The 18,920-nt window shown below is 57.2% G+C and carries 15 protein-coding genes and 1 pseudogene; 4 read left to right on the top strand and 12 right to left on the bottom strand.

Annotated elements, in window-relative coordinates:
* Positions 1 to 20: 20 nt before the first annotated feature.
* The 3 genes from AC1DRN_RS23485 to AC1DRN_RS23475 all read left to right on the top strand — a co-directional run bounded on the left by AC1DRN_RS23485 (position 21) and on the right by AC1DRN_RS23475 (position 3,750).
* A complete protein-coding gene (locus tag AC1DRN_RS23485) occupies positions 21 to 1,166 on the top strand; it encodes an ABC transporter ATP-binding protein (RefSeq protein WP_223458764.1) in 1,146 nt (381 codons plus the stop codon).
* On the top strand, positions 1,163 to 2,665 hold the full coding sequence (locus AC1DRN_RS23480; protein WP_223458762.1) for a glycoside hydrolase family 32 protein: 1,503 nt from the start codon (positions 1,163 to 1,165) through the stop codon (positions 2,663 to 2,665). The genes AC1DRN_RS23485 and AC1DRN_RS23480 overlap by 4 nt, the downstream gene beginning before the upstream one ends.
* Before the next feature lie 92 nt (positions 2,666 to 2,757).
* Positions 2,758 to 3,750: a LacI family DNA-binding transcriptional regulator gene (locus AC1DRN_RS23475; RefSeq protein WP_223458760.1), complete on the top strand. Its 993-nt coding sequence runs from the start codon at positions 2,758 to 2,760 to the stop codon at positions 3,748 to 3,750.
* Between the two features lie 285 nt (positions 3,751 to 4,035).
* Here the strand turns inward: AC1DRN_RS23475 and AC1DRN_RS23470 are convergent, their stop codons facing one another.
* Complete coding sequence (locus AC1DRN_RS23470) at positions 4,036 to 5,448, bottom strand: aldehyde dehydrogenase family protein (RefSeq protein ID WP_223458758.1); 1,413 nt, start codon at positions 5,446 to 5,448, stop codon at positions 4,036 to 4,038.
* 5 nt (positions 5,449 to 5,453) lie between these two features.
* The gene (locus AC1DRN_RS23465) at positions 5,454 to 6,503 is read right to left on the bottom strand and encodes a homoserine dehydrogenase (RefSeq protein WP_477786813.1); all 1,050 of its coding nucleotides are present in this window, start codon (positions 6,501 to 6,503) and stop codon (positions 5,454 to 5,456) included.
* Between the two features lie 267 nt (positions 6,504 to 6,770).
* On the opposite strand from AC1DRN_RS23465, the pseudogene AC1DRN_RS23460 reads away from it, so the two are divergent.
* Positions 6,771 to 6,899 (top strand): annotated as a pseudogene (locus tag AC1DRN_RS23460) (DUF6124 family protein); the annotation flags it as partial.
* A 315-nt stretch (positions 6,900 to 7,214) separates the two neighbouring features.
* Here the strand turns inward: AC1DRN_RS23460 and AC1DRN_RS23455 are convergent.
* From AC1DRN_RS23455 to AC1DRN_RS23410, 10 genes are all read right to left on the bottom strand, one after another.
* Positions 7,215 to 7,652 carry an Lrp/AsnC family transcriptional regulator gene (locus tag AC1DRN_RS23455; RefSeq protein WP_008003746.1) on the bottom strand — a complete coding sequence of 146 codons (438 nt, stop codon included), beginning with the start codon at positions 7,650 to 7,652 and terminating at the stop codon, positions 7,215 to 7,217.
* Between the two features lie 22 nt (positions 7,653 to 7,674).
* Complete coding sequence (gene thrC, locus AC1DRN_RS23450) at positions 7,675 to 9,054, bottom strand: threonine synthase (protein WP_223458754.1); 1,380 nt, start codon at positions 9,052 to 9,054, stop codon at positions 7,675 to 7,677.
* A 16-nt stretch (positions 9,055 to 9,070) separates the two neighbouring features.
* Positions 9,071 to 9,961, bottom strand: a complete 891-nt coding sequence (locus tag AC1DRN_RS23445; RefSeq protein WP_223458752.1) for a LysR substrate-binding domain-containing protein — start codon at positions 9,959 to 9,961, stop codon at positions 9,071 to 9,073.
* A gap of 60 nt (positions 9,962 to 10,021) precedes the next feature.
* Positions 10,022 to 11,452, bottom strand: coding sequence for an amino acid permease (locus AC1DRN_RS23440; protein ID WP_477786812.1), 1,431 nt, complete (start codon positions 11,450 to 11,452; stop codon positions 10,022 to 10,024).
* Between the two features lie 150 nt (positions 11,453 to 11,602).
* Entirely contained in the window at positions 11,603 to 12,880 is a 1,278-nt protein-coding gene (locus AC1DRN_RS23435) for a cystathionine gamma-synthase family protein (protein ID WP_223458748.1), read from the bottom strand.
* Positions 12,881 to 13,272: 392 nt separating this feature from the next.
* Positions 13,273 to 14,211: a carbohydrate kinase family protein gene (locus AC1DRN_RS23430; protein ID WP_223458746.1), complete on the bottom strand. Its 939-nt coding sequence runs from the start codon at positions 14,209 to 14,211 to the stop codon at positions 13,273 to 13,275.
* 90 nt (positions 14,212 to 14,301) lie between these two features.
* A complete protein-coding gene (locus AC1DRN_RS23425; RefSeq protein ID WP_223458744.1) occupies positions 14,302 to 14,961 on the bottom strand; it encodes a nucleoside triphosphate hydrolase in 660 nt (219 codons plus the stop codon).
* A gap of 289 nt (positions 14,962 to 15,250) precedes the next feature.
* Entirely contained in the window at positions 15,251 to 16,177 is a 927-nt protein-coding gene (locus tag AC1DRN_RS23420) for an ABC transporter substrate-binding protein (protein WP_108219387.1), read from the bottom strand.
* Positions 16,178 to 16,223: 46 nt separating this feature from the next.
* Positions 16,224 to 17,246 carry an ABC transporter permease subunit gene (locus tag AC1DRN_RS23415; protein ID WP_223458742.1) on the bottom strand — a complete coding sequence of 341 codons (1,023 nt, stop codon included), beginning with the start codon at positions 17,244 to 17,246 and terminating at the stop codon, positions 16,224 to 16,226.
* A complete protein-coding gene (locus AC1DRN_RS23410; protein WP_477786811.1) occupies positions 17,243 to 18,802 on the bottom strand; it encodes a sugar ABC transporter ATP-binding protein in 1,560 nt (519 codons plus the stop codon). Before AC1DRN_RS23410 ends, AC1DRN_RS23415 begins: the two co-directional genes overlap by 4 nt.
* Between the last annotated feature and the right edge of the window lie 118 nt (positions 18,803 to 18,920).

The following is an 18,920-nucleotide window of genomic DNA, read 5'->3' as shown; positions in this document are numbered from 1 at the left end:
CAAAGACAAGGAACAGCATCGTGATTAAATTGAAACTGGACAACGTAAACAAACAATTGGGCGGCGCGCGGATTCTTCGCGACGTCAGCCTGGAAATCGCGGCGGGTGAATTCGTGGTGTTCGTCGGCCCTTCGGGCTGCGGAAAATCAACCCTGCTGCGCCTGATCGCCGGGCTGGATTCGATCTGCGGCGGCGACCTGCTGATCGACGGGCGTCGCGTCAACGACCTGGAGCCGCGCGAGCGTGGCGTCGGCATGGTGTTTCAGTCCTATGCGCTGTACCCGCACATGAGCGTCTACGACAACATCAGCTTTGGTCTCAAACTGGCCAAGACTGAAAAGACCAGCCTGCGCGAGCGCGTGCTGAAAACCGCGCAAATCCTGCAGTTGGACAAACTGCTGCAACGCAAGCCAAAGGAACTGTCTGGAGGGCAGCGCCAGCGTGTGGCAATGGGCAGAGCCATGGCGCGTGAGCCGGACATTTTGTTGTTCGATGAGCCGCTCTCCAATCTGGATGCATCCTTGCGGGTGCAGATGCGCAATGAGATCGCCCGGCTGCATGCTCGACTGGGCTCGACCATGATCTACGTCACCCACGATCAAGTGGAAGCGATGACCCTGGCCGACAAAATTGTCGTACTCAATGGCGGTCGCGTAGAGCAGGTCGGCTCACCGCGCGAACTCTATGAGCGCCCGGCGAGCCGCTTTGTCGCCGGTTTTCTCGGTTCGCCCAGAATGAACTTTCTGGCGGCACGCCTGCATGTCCCGGGTAAAACCAGCCTGGTCGATACTCCCGTCCTGGGTATGACCGCCCTGCCCTTCGACAGCTCGAACCTGGCGGTGGACGCCCCACTGAGCCTGGGGATTCGCCCGGAACACGTGTCGCTCAAGGCGGCGCAGGGAACTGCCGGCGTCGTCGTGACCGGGGTCGAATACCTGGGCAGTGAAACCTATGTGCACCTCGATACAGGTCAGGACGAGCCACTGATCTGTCGTTGTGAGGTCAACGCCGGATGGCAGGTGGGCGATCAGGTCGAGCTGCAGCTGGAGTTCGGCAATCTGCACCTGTTCGACGCCGACGGCACTGCCTTGAGTCGCCACCCACAAGCCATTGAAACCCTGCCGGATGACGTCTCTCTACGCTCAGCCCGAGCACGCGCCCTATGACCTTGTCTTTGAATACCATGAGCGATCCAATGTCTTCTTCCCTTGACCTTGCGCAGCGCGCCCTGGGTGACGGCCTGTCTCGCGTCATCCAGGACTATCGACCCGATTATCATCTTGCCCCCCCGGTGGGCTGGATGAACGACCCCAACGGTGTGGTGTACTTTCGTGGCGAATACCACGTGTTCTATCAACACCACCCCTTCGAAGCGAAATGGGGCCCGATGTATTGGGGGCATGCCAAGAGTGCCGATCTGGTCCATTGGCAACATCTGCCCATTGCGCTGGCGCCCGGCGACGACTTCGACCGTGACGGTTGTTTTTCCGGTAGCGCGGTGGTGTGTGGCGATACCCTGGCACTGATCTACACCGGGCACACCTGGCTGGGGGACGTGGGAGACGAACGCTCGATCCGCCAAGTCCAGTGCCTGGCCACCAGCACCGACGGTATCCGGTTCGTCAAGCATGGCGCCGTCATCGAGAACGCGCCGCAAGACACGATCATGCACTTTCGTGACCCCAAGGTATGGCAGGAGGATGACTATTGGTACCTGATTGCCGGCGCGCGTCTGGGTGATAAACCGCTGCTGCCGCTATACCGTTCCACGGATCTGCACGCCTGGGAGTTCCTTGATTATGTGTCCAGTGGCAGTGAGGGCGATGGCTATATGTGGGAGTGCCCGGATCTGTTCCGACTGAACGGGCGCGATGTGCTGCTGTACTCCCCCCAAGGCATGCAACCCGAGGGTTACGAACGGCTCAACAAGTACCAGACCGGTTATCGAGTGGGCCGACTCGACAGCGAATGGCACTTCACGGGCGGGCCTTTTATCGAGTTGGATAACGGCCACGATTTCTATGCCGCACAAACGCTACTGGCCGCCGACGGTCGCCGCCTTGTGTGGGCGTGGCTCGACATGTGGGAAAGCCCGATGCCGAGCCAGGCCCATCACTGGTGCGGCATGCTCGGGTTGCCGCGCGAACTTGAACTGTGCGCCGATCGCCTTTGCGTGTATCCGGCACGGGAGCTGACCGCACTGCGCAAGGCGCCATTGCCGGGCACGTCCTGGTGGGATGGGTCGGGAGCCCGATGGGTGCGGGAAGTGAATGGCGACAGGCTCGAAATCCATGTGCAGCTGGATTTGCTCGGCTGCACCGACGGCCACCTGGGAATCGCTTTGCGTTGCAGCGACGATGGCCAGGAAGAAACCCTGCTCTACTACGATGCATCGCTGCAGCGTCTGGTGCTTGACCGCAGCCGCTCGGGTGCACAAGTCACCGGCCAGCGCAGCGTGGCGATAGATCCGACACAAGAGCGACTGGAACTGCGTGTGTTTCTCGATCGCTCGTCCATCGAGGTGTTCGACGAGAACGGGCGCTTCAGCCTCAGCAGTCGCCTCTATCCGCGGCCCGACAGTCTGGGCGTGAAGCTGTTTGCCAACGGAAGTGGCGGGCGTGTCTCGATTCCCAAGGCATGGCCTCTCGGCTCTGGATGGCTATGAGCGGCGGATGGCTGTGAGCAGCGTCATTCGAGTCGCGAGAAGCCCGGGCCCTGTGTCATGATTCTGCGTCAACCTGACCGGGCTCACCTCGCATGACTTCAGTGAAAGACGTTGCACAGCTGGCCGGCGTGTCCCTGATGACGGTTTCTCGAGCGCTCAATAACCCGGAAAAACTGAGCCCCGAAACCCTTCAACGGGTGCGGCGCGCCATTGATGAACTGCAATTCGTACCGAGCCTGTCGGCGCGCAAGATGCGCGGCGACAACCTCCAGTCGCGAACTATCGGAGTGTTCGCGCTGGACACCGCGACCACACCGTTCGCGGTCGAACTGTTGCTGTCCATCGAACAGACCGCACAGCAAGCCGGCTGGAATGTCTTTATCCTCAACCTGTTGAGCAACCCGCCCACCGACCAGAACATCGACCTGATGTTGTCGCACCGTCCCGACGGGTTGATCTTCAGCGCCATGGGGTTTCGCCAGGTATGCATTCCCGAGCGCTTGAAAAGCAAACCCCTGGTACTCGCCAATTGCCTGGCCGATGACAGTCACCTGGTCAGTTATGTGCCGGACGACGAATCTGGGCAGTATCGCGCCGTACATCACGCGTTGAGCCAAGGCTATCGGCGCCCTCTGTGTATCAATCTGCCTAAACAGAGTCTGGCCTGGGGCCTGCGACAAAAAGGCCTGCAGCGTGCCTGTCAGGCATTCGGCCTGGCGCCTGACGCACTGCTGCAATACGACCTTTCCGATCATGATGCCTATGGTGAAACCGCAGCCATCCTCGACCGGCACATCATCGAGGGTCGTCCCCGGTTCGATGTTCTGATCTGTGGCAACGACCGCATTGCCTTTTGTGCCTATCAGCTATTGTTGGGCCGTGGCCTGAAAATTCCCGACGATGTCGCCGTGCTCGGCTACGACAACATGATCGGTATGGCTGAGCTGTTCATCCCGCCGCTGACCACGGTGCAACTGCCGTACTACGAGATCGGTCGCAAGGCTGCCCGGCACCTGATCGAGACCCTCGACGTATCGGGAGCCCAGCCAGTTGATTGTCCATTGGTGGTCAGGGCATCGCTATAAGATTCAGTTAATTCGGTGATAGCGCGCCCGCTTGCATTCGATTTGCCACTAGCCTGTCACCGACCGCTTATGGCCCAAAGGGTCAGTCACGACATGCACAAAACCGCCAGAAGTCGTCATTCTTCAGATCTCACCGCCCCTCAGATTGCAACAGACGCTTTCTTGGCGATTATCAGCTCAGTGAAAATATTCAACTTCTCCTTTCTCCCCATTCAGCAAAACGCATTGGGCCGGTGACCAAACCGACCCAATGCCATACGAGCTGATCCACTTACCGCGAATCGACTAACCCAACGTGTTAAGGCACACCACCTTGGGCTGGGTCATTTCCTCGTAGGCAAAACGCACCCCTTCCCGGCCCAGGCTACCGTACTTGGAACCGCCAAACGGCATCGCATCGAAGCGGTAGTCGGAAGAGTCGTTGATCATCACTCCCCCGGCTTCGATCCTCCGTGCGGCGCTCATCGCGGTAGCCAGATCATTGGTGAAGATCCCGGCATGCAGGCTGTATTCGGGTTCATTGGCCAACGCGATGGCTTCATCGAAGGTTTCGAACAGCTGCAATACCACCACCGGAGCGAAGACTTCATTGCGCCAGAGTCGACTGGCATGATCGACGTTTTCCAACACGGTGGCGGCGTAACACGATCCTGCACGCCGATGGCCGCAGAGCAACGTGGCGCCCTCTTGCAAGGCCTCGTTCACCACTTGCTCGGCATTCTGCGCGGCTTGCGCAGTAATCATGGGGCCGATATCGGTGTCGGCCAGCAATGGATCGCCGACCACAAGCGCACGGGCCTGGCTGACGAATCGCTCCCGGAACGCTTCATAAATCGACGCCTGAATCAGCAAACGCTGAGTGCCTACGCAGTTCTGCCCCGCTGCCCAAAAAGCTCCGGACACGCAACTCTCGACAGCGGCCTCAAGGTTGCAGTCGCCCATGACGATTACCGGCGCATTGCCGCCCAGGTCCATGGCCAGTTTCTTCAACCCGGCCGTGCGGGCAATCTGCTCTGCGGTGACGAAACCGCCGGTGAAGGAAATCATCCGCACCTCACGGGCGGCGACCAACGCCTTGCCCAGTTCCGCGCCGCCGGTGGCGACTGTGACCACTGACTCAGGCAAGCCTGCGGCGACCAGATAAGACACCAGTTTAATGGCCGACAATGGCGCGAGCTCGGAGGGCTTGAGAATCACCGCGTTACCGCCCGCAATGGCCGGACCGAGCTTATGCGCCACCAGGTTCAACGGATCGTTGTACGGCGTGATCGCAACGATCAGCCCCAGAGGCTCACGGGAAAACCAGCCCTGACGCGATTCGGAGCCTTCATAAGCGTCGAAAGGCACCACCTCCCCGGCATTGCGCCTGGCCTCCTCGGCCGACAGCTTGAGGGTGTTGACGCAACGTTTGACCTCCTTTTCCGCCTGTTTGAGGGTCTTCCCGGCCTCGTCGACGATCAGCCTGGCAAACACACCGGCATCATGTTCGATGTTGATTGCGGCTTGCTCAAGAATGCGAGCCCGACGATGACGCGCTAACTGCGCGCACGCTCGTGCACCACTGCGCCCAGTCTCCAACAACTGCGGAACTTGCGACGCACAGACATTCGTTACGCTGCCGATGACGGAACCGTCATAGGCGTTAAAGACTTCAATGGGCGGCTCCACGATATCCAGAACCAGGCGCGATAATTTCACAGGGTTTACTCCTGGTTGCGGGCAATGGATTGATGGATGCTGATGATGTCCGAGAGCAGCGCAAACGCTGTTTCCGTGCGCCCGGCTCCCGGCCCTGAAACCGTCACCGCACCGAGCAGTTCGGAGGTAAACGACACCGCGTTGGTCGCGCCGCCGACACTGGCCAGCGGATGGTCGTTGTTCAACAGCCGCGGTTCGACACTGGCACTGMTCGAGCCGTCGGCATGGCGCATCGCCGACCCGATCAGCTTCCAGCGCGCACCGTCCTGCCGGGCTTTTTCGATGTCGCCAAGGCTGAGGGATGAAATGCCGCTACACGTGACGTCGCTGACCGTAAGCTTCGCGTCCAGCAGTTCATTCGCCAGGATCACCACCTTGAGGCGTACGTCATGACCCTCTACATCCGCCGTCGGGTCGGCTTCGGCGTAACCCAGCGCCTGAGCCTTGGCAACGGCCTCGGCAAACCCCAGGCCGCCTTCCATGCTGGTGAGCACGAAGTTGGACGTGCCATTGAGAATGCCTTCAAAACCGACAATGGAGCTGCCTGCCAGCGCCTGCCGGGCCAGGCGAATAACCGGCGTGCCGCTCATGACCGAGCCTTCGTATTCAAAGGCGACATGCTTGCGTCGAGCCAGTGCCTTGAGCTCGGCGCCGTGCAGGGCGATGGGGCCCTTGTTGGTGGTGACGACATGTTTGTCGCCCTCCAGCGCCCAACGGCAGAACGAAGTTGCCGGTTCACCGTCCACCGGGTTGGTAAACGTGGCTTCAACAATAATGTCCGCGCCGGAGTCCTTGATCACCGCTTCATTGAGGGCTGTGACGTCGCCACCCGACAGTTGCGCCAATGCACCTTTGACTGCCGGCAATTGGGCGAGCACATTGGCGTCCAGCCCTTCGCGGCCAATCACCGAACCGAGAAACAAGTCAGTCACACCAACGATTTTCAAGGTGAAACCCAGTTCTGTTTTCCACTGTTCGTTGCGTTCGGCAATCAGCTGAGCCAATGCCCGGTTAACACCACCAAAGCCAACCAGCGCCAATTTGTATTCAGTCATTTTGTTATGCCCTCGATCCGGGGAATGGGTTGTTGGGCACTAGGTTAGGGCTGGGCCCAGGGCAGTGAAATAGGCCAATTTGCTCTATTTTATGGGCGTTTTGACCAGTGTCAGGACAGAGTTTCGGAATCGGGTAGGAGCGAGCTTGCTCACGATGGCGGTCTTACATTCAACATCAATGTTGACTGTTGTGGCCTCATCGCGAGCAAGCTCGCTCCCACAGGTTTTGGGGACAGCTCGCGCCACCGATTTGGCCAAAGCTACCCGATGGTGCATCAACTGGTGGATCATCTGGAGGGTGGTGACCGCAATGCCCTGCTGGGCATTTCCAACAGCGTGATGCTCGCAGAAATCACCGCGAACCGCGTGCTTGATCAAATCGAGCTGGCCGCATAAACCCGCCTCACCACTGCCCCCTGTGGGAGCGAGCTTGCTCGCGATGGCGGCGTGACAGTCAATAGAGATGTTGGATGACAGGGCCTCATCGTCGGAACGCCGCCCGGAGCAAGCTCGCTCCCACAGGGATTGTGGCCGGCCGTGGGATTGGCGGTCACTGAAGATCAAAACTGTAGGAGCGAGCCTGCTCGCGATAGCGGTGGGGATATGGTTGCTTTTGCCCTGGCAACGTTGGGATGAAACGGGTGAGAGTGCCATGCCTGGCGCACGCATAAAAGCCAACACAGGTTGGCTTTTGGCGGTACGAAAAATGGGCTACACGACAGACGACAGCACAAAGGAGGTCACGGTGTTTTCCACCCCGGGCAACGCGGCAATTTCAGTCCAGACCTTGTGCACCCGCTGCGGGCTCGCAGCGCCCACCCGCAGCATCAAGTCGAATTCACCGCTCATGACATCGCACTGGATGACTTCCGGAATGGCCCGCAGCGCTTGCAGCACTTCCGCCCCCCGCATCCGGTCGTAGCGGTAAACGAAAATCACCGCGTTGATGTTCGAAGTGGCTTGTCGCCCCTCCCCCGTGCGTACCGTATATCCCTGTATTACCCCGTCGCGTTCAAGTCTTTCTATACGTTGGCGCACCGCATTGCGTGACAGATTGACCTTGGCTGCCAGCTCGGCATGTGCAGCCCTGGCATTGAGCTGTAGTTCCGCGATGATGTGTTCATCGAGGGGGTCCAGAATTCGCTTCACTTGGCCTCCTGTTGTCGCGCCTTCACAGCGCGCCGAGCAGCTCATGGATGGTATCGAGGTCGTCCGGTTGAATCCGGTAAACCTGCGCCTGTCCTTGCGTCGCGACCTCAAGTTGCGGTCCCGCCACACTGATGCCCAACTCGCCAAGCAGTGCCGCCGACTTGACCGGCGAGATTTCCCCCAGGGTCACCATTGGCGCCACCAGGCTTCGCCGATACAACCGGGCGGCCAGCACGCCAGTGGCTGTATGCGGGTCGATGACGTATCCCGTGTCGCGATACAGCGAGGTGATTTCCGTCAGCGTCTGCTCATCACTGACCGCATAGGAGTCGATGATCATCCGCGCCTGCAACCAGAATTCGTTGGCGATGACCATCTCGCCGCTGGACTCGAACCCCTCCATCAGCGCACACACCGCCTGGTCGTCACGCCCGTAGAGCTCCCAAAGGAAGCGTTCCAGATTGGAGAAGATCGACAGGTCCATGGCAGGCGAAAGCGTCTTGTTGGCTCGTGACCTGCTGTAGTGGTTCTTCTGAAACAACTGATGCAACGCGTCGTTCTGGTTGGTCGCAACAATCATCTGGGTGATCGGCAGGCCCATTTTTTGCGCGATGTAGCCGGCATACACCTCGGCAAAACTCGCCGCCGGCACACTGAAACCGATCGGTCGCTGGCCGCCTCCCAGTTGCAACACGGCGTGGAAGTAAAACACCAGTTGCGCCAACACACTGACCCAGTTACTCGAGTTGAAACTGATCGCCTCGTGCTGCGTATTCGGCCATTCTCGGAACAGCCGGGTGACGATGGTCTGGCACTCATCGAAGCTGCCATTCACTGCAAACTGATGAACCCTTGGGTGCGCCGCTGCTTGCAGATGCTGGAGTTGGTCCAGGGGGACGCCCTTCTCTGGGTAAAACACCACCACGCAGGTGTCCTCGCAGTGCTTGAACGCCTCGATGGCCGCCAGCCCGGTATCGCCGTTGGTGGCACCGATCACCACCCCGCGACGCCCGCGCTTGCGCAGAAAATACGGCACCAGCCGCGCCTGCAACTGCGCGGCAAAATCCTTCGAGGAGCGAGTCGGGCCGTGGAACAGTTCCAGCACCCACTCGTTACGATCGACCTGATGCAAAGGCGCCAGGGAACGGTGGCTGAATTGACTGCCAGCCTCTTTGAGCAGGCGCTTGAGGTCTGTCTCGGGGATCGCCTCCCCCACGAACGGACTGATCACCCTGTAGGCCAGTTCGTCATAGGGCAAGGTCGACCAGTTGGCGATGTCCTGCGCTTCAAACAGCGGCAGTTCGAGCGGTACGAACAGCCCACCGTCCTCGGCAATGCCAGACAATACGACCTGTTCGAAGTCGACCTGCACGGACGAATTTCGGGTACTCACATAACGCATGGTTGGCTCCGGCCATTCATTTGAAACGATGTGCCTGCTCGACCAGCCAGGTGGAAAACATCACTGCGTCGGGGTGCTGCTCGGCCCCGGAACCGCGCACAAGGTAAAAAGACTCGCTGGCTTCGATACGCTGGGTAAAGGGTTCGACCAATCGTCCGTCCTGAAGCATCTCCTCCACCATCGAGGACCGCGCCAGGGCGATCCCCTGCCCTAACTCGGCCATGCGCAAAGTGCAGATCAATGTGTCGAACTGCATGCCGGTCGAGGAGTCGACGGTGTCCGCACCGACCATGTTCAACCAGTAACCCCAACCCTCTTCGTAACCCAGAACATGCAACAGCGGATGGTGCGACACGTCCGCCGGGACCGTCAGCGGCGACTTCGCCATCAGGTCCGGCGAGCAGACCGGAAACAACGTGTCCCAGGTCAGGCGCTGCGATACCAGGCCGGGCCATTGACCGTGGCCCCAGCGAATCTCCATGTCATCCTCACCGTCCAGTTCCTTGACCCAGATATTGCTGATGTAGCGGATATCGACATGCGGATGCGCCTGGCTAAACCCCGCCAGCTTGGGTGCCAGCCAATGCACGAAGAACGCCAGGCTGCCACGCACCTTGATCGGCCGACGTTTGTGCTGGCCAAAAATCTCGTTGGTCCCCACTGCCAGTCGCGTGATCGCATCCTGCACCACCGGCAGATAAGCCTGGCCTTCCTCGGTCAGCCCCAGGCCACGGGGTAAGCGCTTGAACAGTGCCACCCCAAGATGACTCTCCAGTTGGCGGATCTGCTGACTGACCGCGCCCTGGGTCAAAAACAGTTCTTCGGCGGCATGGGTGAAGTTCAAACAGCGGGCAGACACCTCGAATGCCCGCAGCCAGTTCAATGGGGGTAGCGTCTTTTGCTTCATGGCTTGAACCTCTTGGACGCCCCCTCCACCGAGCACGCTTGCCCATCCCGTCGACRCTGACTAGAACGCGTCGGACGGTTGTGCCAAGGGGGCAACCGACAAGCGTCGCTCGCGGCTTTTGCGGGTAATGTAATACACGAAATAGCACCAGGCGATGAAGGGCAAACCGAAGTACAACGCCACTCGCTGCTCCGGATCGAAGGCAATCCCGACACACGCCAGACTGCAGCAGACCAGCGCTCCCAACGGCACCCATGGATAACCCCGGACACGGAATTTCAAGTCGCGGATGTCACCGCCGTTGGCCACATAGTGACGGCGGAAAGCAATCTGGCTCGCAGCGATGCTCATCCAGACCACTACGACCGCCAATCCGGAGATCGACACCAGTGCCAGATAGATGGTGTCGGCGGCAAACACACTGCTGAGCAACGAGGCAGCCCCACCCGCCATGCTGATGATAATCGCGTTGAGCGGCGTGCCCATGCGCGTCAGTGCCGAGAATCGCTTGGGCAGGTGACCCTGGTCACTCAGCGTCCAGATCATCCGTGACGCGGCATACAAACCGGAGTTGGCGGCCGACAGCAAGGCACTGATGATCACGAAGTTCATGATGTCTGCCGAATAGGGAATCCCGATGTAGGTGAACACAGTCACGAATGGACTCTCTACCAGGCCGGCCTGCTCTCGAGGCAATAGTGTTGCCAGGACAAAAATGGTCCCTACGAAAAAGATCGCCAGGCGCAGCACGGTCGTGCGGATGGCACGCGGCACGTTGCGCTGCGGGTCTTTGGTTTCCCCTGCGGCAATACCGATCAACTCAGTGCCGGAGAATGCAAAAGACACCGCCAATAACGTCATGGCTATCGGCATGACTCCGGTAGGAAAAAGTCCTTCGCGAGTGAAGTTGCTCAACCCGATACTGTGGCTCTGCTCGATGTGCAGCAAACCGAGAATCGCGCCACCGCCAATCATCAAAAACACGATGACGGTCACCACTTTAACCAGAGACAACCAGAACTCGGTCTCAGCGAACAGGCGCACCGAAATCACATTGGTCAGAAACACCAGACCTGCAAACAACGCACTCCAGATCCATACCGGTGTATCCGGGAACCAACGCACCATCAAGATACCGGCGGCGGTGAATTCAGAACCGATGGCCACCRTCCAGGTCAGCCAATACAGCCAGGCGACGGTATACCCGGTACCGGGCCCCAGAAAGCGGGTGGCATATGTACTGAACGAACCGGTTTCCGGCATCTGTACCGCCAGTTCGCCCAGGCACATCATCACCATGTAAACCATGAGCGCGCCGATGATATAAGCGATCACCGCACCCAGAGGACCGGCCTGGTTAACCGTATATCCAGACGTGAGAAACAGCCCGGTACCGATGACGCCACCTAATGCCAACATGACAATATGCCGTGTTTGCATTTCCTGTTTAAAACCGGAACGCGAGTGAAATTGTTCTTCTTTTATGGACATGGTTGCTCTCATGAAAGTTATTAGGGCGCGAATTAACGTCTGCGATGACTGACTGGGCAGAGAAAAAACAGATCGCCACTAAGTTTTATTATTATTCCACTTCATGAACGCCCCACTCACATCCTTGCAGTGAGGTTTAACGCTAACGCTTCAGCTTGCAACTTCGGCGCAACTTTCATTGATTGAAAGCTGCGTGTTTGATGGTGCGGGTTCGTTGCCCGCCCCCCTGACAAATGCGAACGCCTGTTTCAGGTCGTCGAGCAGATCGTCGGTGTCTTCAATGCCGACAGAGATCCGCACCAGCCCTTCGGAAATACCCAGGGCCAGGCGTTCCTCCAGCGTGTTCTCGACATGGCTGGTGGTGCGGGCCGGACCGTAGATGGTTTCCACCGCACCGAGATTGCCCGCGCAATGGGCGAATCGCAGTCGTGGCAAGAGTACCTTGACCGTGTCCATGCCGCCCGCCACCACAAAGCTGACGATGGCGCCGAAGCCGGACATTTGCGCACACGCCACCGCATGATTCGGATGGCCTGGCAAACCGGGATAATTGACCGACTCCACCAAGGGTTCGACGCAGAGGTACTCGGCCAGTGCGCGGGCACTGCGCTGCTGCTGACGCATGCGCAGCACCAAGGTTTTCATGCCGCGAATGATCATGTAGGCGGAGAACGGGTCGAGCGTCGCACCGTTGATTTCCCGGTAATGACGCACCTTGTCCATCAGTGATTCACTACCGCACACCAGGCCGCCAAGCACGTCGCCGTGGCCGCTGAGAAACTTGGTGGCACTGTGAATGACCACGTCCACACCCAGTGCCAGCGGGTTCTGATTCAATGGCGTGGCGAAGGTGTTATCCGCCACCACAATGGCACCGACACGCTTGGCCGCAGCCACCAGACGCTCGATATCGAGTATTTTCAGCGTCGGGTTGGTTGGCGTTTCCAGATACACCAATTGGCAACCTTTGGCGATTTCGCGTTCGATTTCTTCGTGATCGAACGTCTCGCACAACGTCACGTTCACACCGGTGCGTGGCAGGAACTCTTCGAAAATCTTGTTGGTGCCGCCATAGCTGTCCCTGGTCGAGACCACCCGATCGCCATGGGCCAGGAAGGTGTAGAGCACGCTGCTGATCGCCGCCATCCCGCTGCTGAAAGCCACGGCTGATTCGGCCAGTTCCAACTCGCAAATCTTTGCCTCGAGGGTCTCGACTGTCGGGTTGCTCATGCGGCTGTAAATAAAGCCGGGCGCCTTGCCCAACGCAACGTCGTACCAGACATCGATGTCGTCATAACCATAGGCGGCACTGACCACGATGGGCGTTTGAGTGGCGTTGTAGGGATGCCTGACCTGCTCCCCGCCCCACACGGCACGGGTTCCCGCACCTGCATTAACAAACCCTGCGTTGTCTGGTTTTTTATTCATAAAGACTACTCGCACTGAGGGTGGCGAATGTTGAGTCACTCACCGGATCTGGCGGCCAATATAGTGAAAAGCAGCGCCGCCGAGAAACGATGTTATCGGTGCCAAAGGGCCGCTTTTTTTAATGGCTGTGATTGCGTGGAGCCAGGTCGATTGCAACCTTTCACCACAGGACGGAGCACGGCGGCTGGAGCGAAACGATCTCTTTCGCCGCCTGCTTGAGTTGAGCGCCATCGAAATTCGACACACCGATGACGTGAGTTTTTCCTTGATCGCGCGACTGCCAAAACCCCGGCATCAACGGCGAGTGCAAAGTTTTCCCGTGTTGATATCCGGCACGGAGGCGGCGCGATCAGGGTAGAGTGCAGTGCCGACGAAACAATCCTGACCAGATATCAATGCAACTGATGCCGAAAAGGTAAGTCCGGACCGTTTTTACCGCAGGTCAGGGCCGCGGCGCTGACGGCAAAGTCGAGCATTGCGTCGATCTGTTCACGGCTCAAGCGTTGCAAGCCCTCCACCGAATCCAGTTGCTGCTCAGTCAGCCAAGCAATCAATGCCGCTTGGAAGGTGTCACCGGCGCCTACGGTATCGACTATCGCCACGGCACGGGCCGGCACCGACCAAGTGCCATGACGGCGGCTGAAAACTGTCGCGCCCTGACCGCCACGGGTGAGGAATACCAGTTGGCAGCGGTGCTCCAGCCAGCCCTCGATCACGCTCTGCGGATCACGCTCTGGGTAGAGCAGGTTCAGGTCTTCGTCACTGACCTTGATCAGATCGGCATGTTCGACCAGAGCGCCGATACGTTCGCGCCACAATTCGATATTCGGCTCTGGGTTGAGTCGCACGTTGGGGTCGAGACTGATCAGGCGTTTGCCACTTTCCCGGCAGACCAGAGCCAACAGGGTATCGGCAATCGGCTGCACCACCAACGAGAACGAGCCGATATGCAGCCCTCGCACCTCAGCGCCCAACTCAGGCAAATGCCCCGGCAACAGCTGACGATCAGCGCAGCCTTCGCCGCGAAAGCTGTAATGCGGCGAGCCATCGGCACCAACGGCGACCATGGCAAGAGTGGTCGGTGCGTCGAAGTCCTGAAGGTAATCCAAACGCACGCCCTCCTCCTGCAATACTTGCTGTAAACGCCGTCCCAGATAGTCGATGGACAACCCGGCAAACAACGCCACGTCGATACCCAGGCGCCGCAGCCCGACGGCGACATTGAACGGTGAACCGCCGGTAATGGCCTTGTAGTTTATTTTTGAAGCTTGAGCTCCGGGGTCGTTTTCACTAAAAAAATCGAACAGCGCTTCGCCACATACCAGATACATAGTCGTTTGCTCTTTAATGGTTCGCTACAGGTTGTTGATAGCGTTAATTGGCCTGTTGATAGGCAGCCACGCCGGCTGCGACACTCTCGTTCAAGGAGAAGAAGCAGGTTCTTCATCTGTGATCGTGAAGTCAGCTCTACTGCTGGCCGAAATCACAAACTCGGCATTCGGAAGGTCGTTGCAATGAACTTTTTCATAGGCAGTAGACTCATCGAACCCGAATGATCGCCATCGATCAAGCAGTCGCGTCTCCAGGGTTTTACGGTCAACCTGCAGCATAATGGTGGTGTCAAAACAGTCCTTTAAGGACGACCATGGGGCAAGATTCAATAGAAGGTAGTTTCCTTCCACGATGAGATATTTCACGTCAGAGGAAACCAATCGTCCTGCGGCACGGGATATCTCCAGGTTACGATCGAATACTGGAACGGCAACCGTTGGTTCGTTGTTCGCACGAAGCCGCAGCAGCAGACTCCTGAAGCCACCCACATCGAATGTTTCGGGGGAGCCCTTACGGTCTAAAAGGTTCAAGGATCCAAGAACCGCGTCATCGTAATGAAAGCCATCCCCGGGGATGACCGCTGCACTCCCCGGCATAATACGATTAAGGGCCTCTACCAAGGCCTCAGAGACGGTGGACTTACCGGCACCAGGTGGCCCCGCCAGCGCAACGACAATTCGATTACCAGGCAGAGCCTTGACGTAGTCAAGTAGCTCTATGCTTACTATTGTGTTTGCGTTGGAAAACATGCCAGGTTTCTCGTCAGCAAGCGTCGTTCACGCCCCCATACCGAGATACGTGGAGCTTGAACAATACTTATGGATACATAATGACAACAGGATCAACTGAATCCTTAGCGAGCACACCTCTAAGAGGCCAATAATTGAAGCACATCCATGGGCCTGATACTTAACCAGAGCCACCGGAAGATCATTAAATTCAGGCTGTTCGGCTACTACGAGTACCTCGCAGCAGCCATTACCCGCATTCCAGATGTGGCTGGATACCCCTATGCCACCTGACTAAACCGCATATTAGTCATTGGTCAGCTTGCCAACCTTTGTACTCCATAACATTAGCTCGGGTTACAAGTGAGGGTTGAAGCAGTACCGTTGTGCTCTCCAGGGATTTGCCATTCAGCAGGTCGTTACCCATCGTTACGGCCTGTTGTGCCTGGCCCCAAGGGGACTGAGAGGCAGAAGCCTGGATCTGTGTATCGCTTTTGAGTGCTGTCTCTATATCGGGAGCCCCATCCACCGATGCGATAATGATGCCTTTACGCTTGAGTTGTTTTGCTGCCAGGTCTGCACCTATGGCTTGGGGATCATTGATAGCGAACACCGCGTCGATTTTTGCAAAGCGAGTCAGGTCGCCTTGCATCACGCTGTAGCCACCTTCTCGCGAGCCTTTGGCATCCTGATTATCGGACAGTACCTTGATATCGGGTGCCTGTGCGAAAACACTCTTACACCCATTGACACGATCCAGGACTGCTGAAGTCTGCGTACCATTCTGGATAATAACGTTACCCTTGCCACCCAGCTGCTCGGCAATGTACTGACAGACTATCTTGCCGGCTTCAACGTTATCTGTCTGTACCGTGGCGTTGGCACCCTGCACCATGACATCAACCCCCACAACCACTATGCCGGCCTTTCTGGCTTTGGCAATCGCAGGTGCAATCGCTACAGGGTCGACGGCATTGACAAGAATCAGGTTTACGCCCGACGAAATGAAGTTATCGATCTGGGTGAACTGCTTGTTTAGATCGTAGTCGGCCGAGACTGAGGTGAATTTTGCGGCGGGGTTGATCTGCAATGCCTGCGCTTTGGCGCCATTTACCATCGCTACGAAATACGGATTTCCCAGCGAGCCAACGGTTATCCCGACGGATTTCAATTCTTGCGCTTGAGCGGTATTAAATGCCAGGAGTGCACAAGCAGCGGCCAATATTGTTTTTTTCATGAGCACAGTCTCTTATTGTTGGAGTATTAGAGGAGTTTTATAGAGTTCAGGTTCGTGCGCCGGCCTGCCGAAAACGATCGAGTGCTACCGCCCCGATGATGACGACACCCTTGATGATGTATTGCCAGATATCCGAAACGCCCAGCAATATCAGACCGTTGGAAAGTGTCGCGATGATCAGGGCGCCAATCAGCGTACCGACGATGGTGCCGACGCCGCCGGTGAAACGTGTGCCACCCAGGATGACGGCGGCGATAGCGTCGAGTTCATAGGACTGGCCCATTTGCAGACCGTTGGCCGCCATCAAACGAGCGGAAGTCATGATGGCCCCCACACCTGCCAGCAAACCGGATATGGCGTAAACGAAGAGCAGGACTTTCCAGACCTTGATTCCCGATAACCGCGCGGCCTCAGGATTGCCACCCACTGCGTAAATCTGTACGCCTAAAACCGTCCGACGAAGAATGAGCCACGAAAGAGTCACCACTACCAGCGCGATGACAACCAGCCATGGCACCCCGAACAACGTATCGTTTCCAATGAAGGCAAATGACAAGTCGGGGTTGAACACCGTTTTGTCTTCGCCGATGAGGCGTGCGATCCCACGCATCGCCGTCAATCCGCCCAGTGTGACTATAAACGCAGGCAGCTTGCCAAAAGCGACCAATACGCCATTGACGAGCCCGAGCAACAGGCCGATTCCAAGCCCCGCAGGGATGGCCAGAGAGGACAATCCGGGAACTTGCGATACCAACAGCGCCACTACCGCGGAAACAGCCAGGATCGAACCCACTGAAAGGTCGATGCCCCCGGTCAAAATCACGAAAGTCAGGCCGGATGCCAATACCACATTGATAGAGGCTTGTTGGCTGATGATCGAGAAGTTCTGCGCCGAGAAGAAGTTGTCGCTCATCAGGCTGAAGCCCACACACAGGAGCAACAATACGGGAAGCATGCCCGCTACCCTCATCAGTTGGCGCATTTTTTCCTGTGCGCCTGGTCCGGCAATGTTCCGCGCATTGGGTGTGATGAAGTCACTTGCTGCTTTGCGTTGCAGTGGGGAAGTCATTGAACTAAGTCTCCGTTGGCTAGAGTCAAGCTGTCGCTGCCTGTGGCAAACGCGATAATGGTTTCGGGTGTGATATCAACACCGCTGCGGCCACCGAGTTCGGCGACAAGTTTCCCTTCACACATGACCAATACACGGTCAGCGATTCCAACAATCTCTGGCAGTTCACTTGAAATCATCACTACACAAACGCCGGAGGCGGCCAATGCATTGATTATTTTATATATCTCTGTTTTGGCTCCAATATCGACACCCGAGGTGGGTTCGTCCAGGAACAGCACTTTGGGCTTCATCTCAAGCAGACGAGCCAGCAAAACCTTTTGTTGGTTGCCTCCAGACAGCGCGCCGACATTGATGTCTGGAGATGCTTTGATATTGAGTGCCTGAATGGCTTGTTCGGTGCGTCCGGTTCCAGCCGTCCGGTCCACAAAACCCGTCAATGAAGCATCATTTCCCAATACACAAACATTGATATTGTCGTGGACACTCATATCGAGAAAGAGGCCCAAGGCTTTACGGTCTTCTGTCAGATAGGCGATACCTGCATTGCCTGCATCGCGAGGGGAGCGTATGGCTACAACTTCGCCGTCCAGTTCAATGTGTCCACCCGAGTATGCATCGACACCTGCAATTAATCGGGCAAGTTCTGTTCTCCCTGAGCCCACCAGCCCTGCAATCCCGAGAATTTCGCCGGCATACAGATCGAAACTGCAATCTCGAATTTTTAAACCATCAGTAAGGTGGCGGACACGTAGTACCGGTTGCTCGTAAGAACACGTAGCACGCTCATGGGCATAGAAACCGGAAACATCGCGACCCACCATCATCCGGACCAGGGTTTCAGCCGATAGCGTGCCACGGTCCAGCGAACCCACGTAACGGCCGTCCCGGAGCACCGAAACAAAATCGGACAATGCATATATCTCAGCCATTCGATGGCTGATATAGATAATCGCAACACCATCATCACGTAACTGGCGAATCAACCTAAATAGACTTTCCGTCTCTTTTGAAGACAGCGGCGTTGTAGGCTCATCCATCACCAGGATTCGCGTATCGGCATGAATTGCACGGGCGATTTCAACAAGTTGTTGGTCGGCGATCGACAATGTACCGACCAGCGCGTGCGGATCAAATGTGACGCCAAGTCGCTTTAGTACAACCTGCGCGCCTTCGGTCATTGCCYTGTGGTTTACAACCCCACATCGACGAATTTCTCTACCCAGGTAGATGTTCTCGACCACGCTCATATTCGCGCACAAGCTGAGCTCTTGATAGATAACTGAAATGCCATGGCGCTTCGCATCGTTCAGGCCATAGTTTCGAATATCACATCCATCGATTCGGATAGTGCCACTGTCGGCTATATAGGCTCCCGACAGGATTTTCATCAGAGTGGATTTTCCGGCGCCGTTTTCGCCCATTAGCGCGTGGATTTGTCCGGGAAAAATACTAAGGTCGATGTCATGCAACACGCGTACGCCATTGAATGACTTGGAGATGGAACGCATTTCCAATAGAGCAGGAGGAGGACTTTCAGATCCAGTACTGAGCATAGCGGTTGACTCCTTATCTGCCGATTTGAGAAGCAGTGAAACCTCTCATCGGTGTTCTTGTTCGACAAACATAGTGCAAAGGAAAGCGCTTGCGCAAGCGCTTTCCTTTGCCCTTTGC

The sequence above is a fragment of the Pseudomonas sp. P5_B3 genome (assembly GCF_056400405.1).
The sequence above is the reverse complement of the archived record's forward strand: the minus strand, read 5'-3'. Positions and strand labels throughout refer to the sequence as shown.

Excerpts from the sequence above, each read along its gene's own strand:
- AC1DRN_RS23480 (WP_223458762.1), top strand. The coding sequence starts at position 1,163 with ATGACCTTGTCTTTGAATACCATGAGCGATCCAATGTCTTCTTCCCTT.
- thrC (WP_223458754.1), bottom strand. The coding sequence starts at position 9,054 with ATGCGTTATGTGAGTACCCGAAATTCGTCCGTGCAGGTCGACTTCGAA.
- AC1DRN_RS23445 (WP_223458752.1), bottom strand. The coding sequence starts at position 9,961 with ATGAAGCAAAAGACGCTACCCCCATTGAACTGGCTGCGGGCATTCGAG.
- AC1DRN_RS23425 (WP_223458744.1), bottom strand. The coding sequence starts at position 14,961 with ATGTTTTCCAACGCAAACACAATAGTAAGCATAGAGCTACTTGACTAC.
- AC1DRN_RS23475 (WP_223458760.1), top strand. The coding sequence starts at position 2,758 with ATGACTTCAGTGAAAGACGTTGCACAGCTGGCCGGCGTGTCCCTGATG.
- AC1DRN_RS23415 (WP_223458742.1), bottom strand. The coding sequence starts at position 17,246 with ATGACTTCCCCACTGCAACGCAAAGCAGCAAGTGACTTCATCACACCC.
- AC1DRN_RS23430 (WP_223458746.1), bottom strand. The coding sequence starts at position 14,211 with ATGTATCTGGTATGTGGCGAAGCGCTGTTCGATTTTTTTAGTGAAAAC.
- AC1DRN_RS23420 (WP_108219387.1), bottom strand. The coding sequence starts at position 16,177 with ATGAAAAAAACAATATTGGCCGCTGCTTGTGCACTCCTGGCATTTAAT.
- AC1DRN_RS23435 (WP_223458748.1), bottom strand. The coding sequence starts at position 12,880 with ATGAATAAAAAACCAGACAACGCAGGGTTTGTTAATGCAGGTGCGGGA.